This is a genomic window from Emticicia sp., assembly GCF_049241225.1.
In the GTDB taxonomy this organism is placed as follows: Bacteria; Bacteroidota; Bacteroidia; order Cytophagales; family Spirosomataceae; genus Emticicia.
Map to the genome: position 1 here is coordinate 31664 of NZ_JBMLRC010000212.1, position 5062 is coordinate 36725.

The window sequence follows — 5062 nt, forward strand, 5'->3', positions numbered from 1 at the left end:
TAGGTATTGTATTTTGGCTATTAACAGATAGTCGTTGTTTGCCTTGTTGAAGTTGCAAATGATTGATGTAAATACCTGCGGGGCTATATTCAAAATAGCCAGTTGAGTCAGCTTCCCACGCTTTGTAGTCAATCAATGTACCTTTTTTTGCCAGATTTAATCGTAGTTTTTTATCAATCGAACGCAGATTAGCAGCCAATCCATAGCGAGTTGTATTGAGCGAATCTTTGGCAAGTAGATTCAAGCCTAAAACATTGTTTTCTACCTCGCCACCGACAAATATTCGGCGGAAACGGTAGCCACTTGTAATTATCTGAGCCAAATTTCCTTCGTATTCGGCACGATTATTCGCTCCAACTATTTTAAAACGTGCATTATCAATGCTCGATGTATCGTACTCAACTTGTGGAATAACCACATTGGCTTGCAGGGTGGTATCTCGTTGATTATTGATTTGAGCGTTGAAGCGGATTGTATCTAATTTGGTAATACCCGAAACAAAACTTTTGATAATCGGGTGATTATTGAGTTTGGCGTTGATGCTTAAATCATAAGGTGTAGTGATAGGTTTATACGCAATATCTGGCAATGCGAAGTATTTGTTTACTTCGGTGAGTAAGATATCGCTGAGCTGGGTATAGATAAACTGACCATCAATTTGGGCATTCAGGAATGGCGATTTTAGGCCGATATCTCGTCGATTATTCACATTACGAATTTCTAAGTCGATGTTATCCAACGGAATCGTTTTTCCATCTTTTTTTAGCGTAGCGTTGTTGATTAAGATTTTACCGAGTGGATTCTCGGGGTTTGTCGAAACCATATTCATCTCAATATCGCCTTTTAGGCTTAAACTCCCTGCATATAGTTTGAGTTTATTGAGGTCGAGTTCGCCGATATTTACTTTTGCTTCGATGGCTGGATATTCATCGGCTAAATTTACTTTAGTATTAACTACTACTTTTGCGTTTTCATCATTGACCGAAGCATTAAAATCGGCAATTTGGTCTTTTATTGTGCCTTTTAAGGTCAAATTATTGTATTCATAACCTTTTACGACAGCTTTTTGGGCAATTCCCTCGACGGTCGTATTCATGGTTTTTGGGTCCAGACCAGTGCCTTTTACGCTTGCTTCAAGTGTCAGTTTACCCACATTTTCAGGCTGTTTGGTAAGTTTTCCTAAATCAAAATTTTGCAAGGTAATTTTACCATCATAACTTTGATTTTTATCGGCTGTGATATTTTTTAGCGTACCTTTGAAAGCCGCTCCTCCTAAATCTGAGTCAAGCGAGGCATCAAGAATTAAGTTTTGTAAACCACCTTTTATTTTCCCTTCTAAACTCACCATTTGAGGCAGCTCGATACTTTTCGGAATCGCACTGTCGCCCGCCATTCGTAGAATATCGGCTTTAGTCATGCTCAATGCACCGAGCTCCATATCAAGCACCATTTTGTCGGTGTTGGGTAAGCCTACAATCTTGCCTTTTACTTGTAAGTGTGTTTCTCCAAAACCATCAACGGTTAGTTTAGATACCAGCAGATTATTCACTCGACCACTGACTGCTCCATCAACTTTGATTATTTCATTGGTTTTGCCTTTAAAAGTTGGGTTTTCGGCTAAAGTTGGTACCAGAATCAATAAATCTTTTACCGCCAGTTGGCTTTTTTTGAGGTTGAGTTTTATACCGACATTGCCTAAGTTTTTACTAAAATCTTCGACCGAATTATACTGCATTGCCAGTTCATCTTGCAACAAAGTATTGGGAGTCTTGATAATGAGTTTTTTTAGCGTCAGAGCTTTGTCGGTATAGTTAAAGTTAGACCCGATGTTTTGAACAATCAGACCACTTTTTTCGCTGAAAGTAGTGTTTTTTAATTCGCCCGAAATCTGATTCTGTGCAAAAATAAATTTATTGAGCTTGAAACTCAGTTTTTCGATACCAATATGTGCGGGGTCAAGACCTTTTGTTTGCACTGCTGAGTTGTTATCGTCATAGCGGAGATTAGCATTTTTTACGATAATTTCGCCCAAATTCAATGTCCAACTTTTACTTTCGCTTGTGTCTTTTTTTGCCGTTTGAGTGTTTTTTTTCGGCATTTTGGCAAATTCTACAAAAGCAGTGGCATTATTGAGCAGCACTTTTGGTAATTGTATGGTCTGACTTCCCAAAAAAATCTTTTCGCCATCTGCTTGCATCGAATCTACTTTTCCGCCACTTCTGATACCGTCTTCACTGCTTTCAAATAACCAACTCATATTATTCAAATTGAGTTTTTTGAAATTAAAATCAAGTGTATCGGAGGGAGATGCTGGGGCTTCAGTTGTTGGGCTTTTTGTTAGAGGTTTGTATAAATTCAGAATAACCGAACCCTGATTTCCGTTAATAGAAGCGAGGTGGTATTGCGATTGATTGAGGTTGAATTTATCAAATTTTGTTTCCAGATAAGCAAAATTTGCATCGGCATCTGTTCCTAAAACTGCATCTTTGTAAGTAAGGTGCACATTTTGCAATTTCACGGCTTTCATGCCTACATCAAAGGGTTTTGATGGCGTTTTTGGCTCATTTACGCCCGAATCGAACGCTTTGAGGATAAAATTGAAATTGAAAGTAGTATCTGGAAGTGTTCGATTGATTTTTAGTCGAATACCTTGGAGTTCGATTTGATTAATATCGGCTCGGTTTTGTAGCAAAGCCAGCATATCAATATCCAAGTAAAGGCGTTTACCCGAAACTAAAGTGTCTTTCGAGAGGTCTTCGATATAGACATTTTCGAGCGAAATCCAGTCTGGGAAATCAAATCTTACTTTATTGATTTCAACTTTAGTATGTAGTTTTTTTCGCAAGTACGAAACAATCTGTTTAGTAAGAAAATCTTGTCCAGTAGGTGACTGTATGTACATTACGATACCGCCAATTAACAAAGAAATTCCAACTAAAATCCAAACTATTATGTGGAGAAGTCGTTTCATCAAACAAATTTAGCCAAAAACTACGTACTTTTAACGAATTAAATGAATACTTCGCATGAAGGTTTTGATTTTTATTACGAATTATTACAATTTTGTGAATCAGTGTGAAATACTAAAAAATCGTGCCAGCAAATTTACGCAGCGTGTCATGAATATTCTTTTCAGTGAACGGTACGAATAACGTGAAAAATATTAGATAATCATTCAAACAATATACAATTGAGCTTAAAAAATAAAAAAATATTGTTGGGCGTGTCGGGCAGTATTGCGGCGTATAAATCGGCACTATTGGTCAGATTATTGGTGAAAGAAGGAGCAGAGGTTAAAGTTATTATGACCGAGGCCGCCAAAGATTTCATTACGCCACTTACGCTTTCAACACTTTCGAAGAATCCTGTTTTATCGAGTTTTACGAAAGGTGATACCGGTGAATGGAATAATCATGTTGAGCTTGGACTCTGGGCCGATGCCATGATTATTGCACCAGCATCGGCCAATACGCTTGCCAAATGTGCCAACGGAATTGCGGATAATTTATTGATAGCCACATATTTATCGGCCAAATGTACGGTGTTTTTTGCACCAGCCATGGACCTGGACATGTATAAACACCCCAGCACAATTGAAAATCTACGAAAGTTGACTTCGTACGGAAATCAGATTATCAATGCCGAATTTGGTGAATTGGCAAGTGGCTTGGTTGGCGAGGGGCGTTTGGCCGAACCTGAGCAAATTGTGCATGAATTGACTCGTTACTTTTCCAAAAATCCAATTTTCGAAGGCAAAAAAGTATTGATAACCGCCGGACCAACTCAAGAGCCAATCGACCCCGTGAGGTTTATTAGTAATCATTCATCAGGTAAAATGGGTTTTGCGATTGCCGAGGCTTTCGAGATGGTGGGGGCAGACGTTACACTTGTGAGTGGGCCTGTTGCTATCCCGTCGCCCAAAGGAGTGAAAGTAGAAAAGGTGCAATCGGCAAAGCAAATGTTTGAAGCAACTGCTAAATATTTTGCTGAAAGCGATATTGTGGTGCTATCAGCCGCTGTTGCTGATTATACACCGCTGCACGTTGCCGATAAGAAAATAAAGAAAAAAGAAGATGTATTTAATATTGAACTCACCAAAACAACTGACATTGCCGCAACTTTGGGGCAACAGAAAAAAACTGGTCAGATAATTGTAGGTTTTGCTTTGGAGACCGATAATGAGTTCGAAAATGCGAAGGGAAAACTCGAACGCAAAAATTTTGATTTCGTAGTTTTGAATTCCTTACAAGATAGTGGGGCGGGTTTTCGTTATGATACAAACAAAATCAAGATTATCGACCGCGAGGGCAATGTTTTTGATTTTGACCTAAAAACAAAAAAAGAAGTTGCACAAGATATTTTGGAAACTGTAAAAAGGAAACTTTAGCGGCTTTTTCAGCAAAACTATCCATAAAACCAATGAAAAAACTTATATTATTTGTGTTAGTAAGCTGCTCATTAAGCACTTATGCCCAAGAACTTAATTGTAACGTAACGATTGTGTCTGACCAATTACAGTCGCAACAGGCTTCTGAAAAGCAGATTTTTGTCGAAATGAAAACCGCCATCAGCGATTTTATGAACGGCAAACGCTGGACAAGTGATATTTATAGCCAAGAAGAGCGTATTAAATGTAATTTGATTATTACGTTTACGAAATCTCCGCAGCAAAATGTCTTTCAAGGAAATGCCCAATTTCAGGTGATTCGCCCAGTTTATAATGCCACCTACGAAAGCATTATGCTGACTTACGTTGACCGAAGTTTTAATATTTCGTTTACGCCAGAAGACCGTCAAATGAACTTCAATGAACAAACTTTCTCGAATAACCTGACTTCAATTTTGGGTTTTTATTCGTTGATAGCCCTCACAATTGATTATGATTCATTTAGTAAATTAGGCGGAAATCCGTATTTGACAAGAGCCTATAACATTGCCAACTTGGCTTCGAGTGCTGGTCAAGGTGGTTGGGAACAATCAGGTGACCAACGGAATCGTTATTGGTTAGTTGAAAATTTACAAAATCAGCAGTTGCTGCCTTTCCGTGAAGGGCTTTACACCT

2 protein-coding genes and 1 pseudogene are annotated in these 5062 nt (G+C 38.4%); 2 read left to right on the forward strand and 1 reads right to left on the reverse strand.

Annotated elements, in window-relative coordinates; all coding sequences use genetic code 11:
• Positions 1-2971: pseudogene (locus ACOVO2_RS11740) on the reverse strand (hypothetical protein); the annotation flags it as partial.
• Between the two features lie 219 nt (positions 2972-3190).
• On the opposite strand from ACOVO2_RS11740, the gene coaBC reads away from it, so the two are divergent.
• Positions 3191-4387: a bifunctional phosphopantothenoylcysteine decarboxylase/phosphopantothenate--cysteine ligase CoaBC gene (gene coaBC, locus ACOVO2_RS11745; protein WP_421770158.1), complete on the forward strand. Its 1197-nt coding sequence runs from the start codon at positions 3191-3193 to the stop codon at positions 4385-4387.
• 32 nt (positions 4388-4419) lie between these two features.
• The coding region (locus ACOVO2_RS11750; protein WP_421770159.1) for a DUF4835 family protein at positions 4420-5062 on the forward strand (643 nt) is incomplete at its 3' end.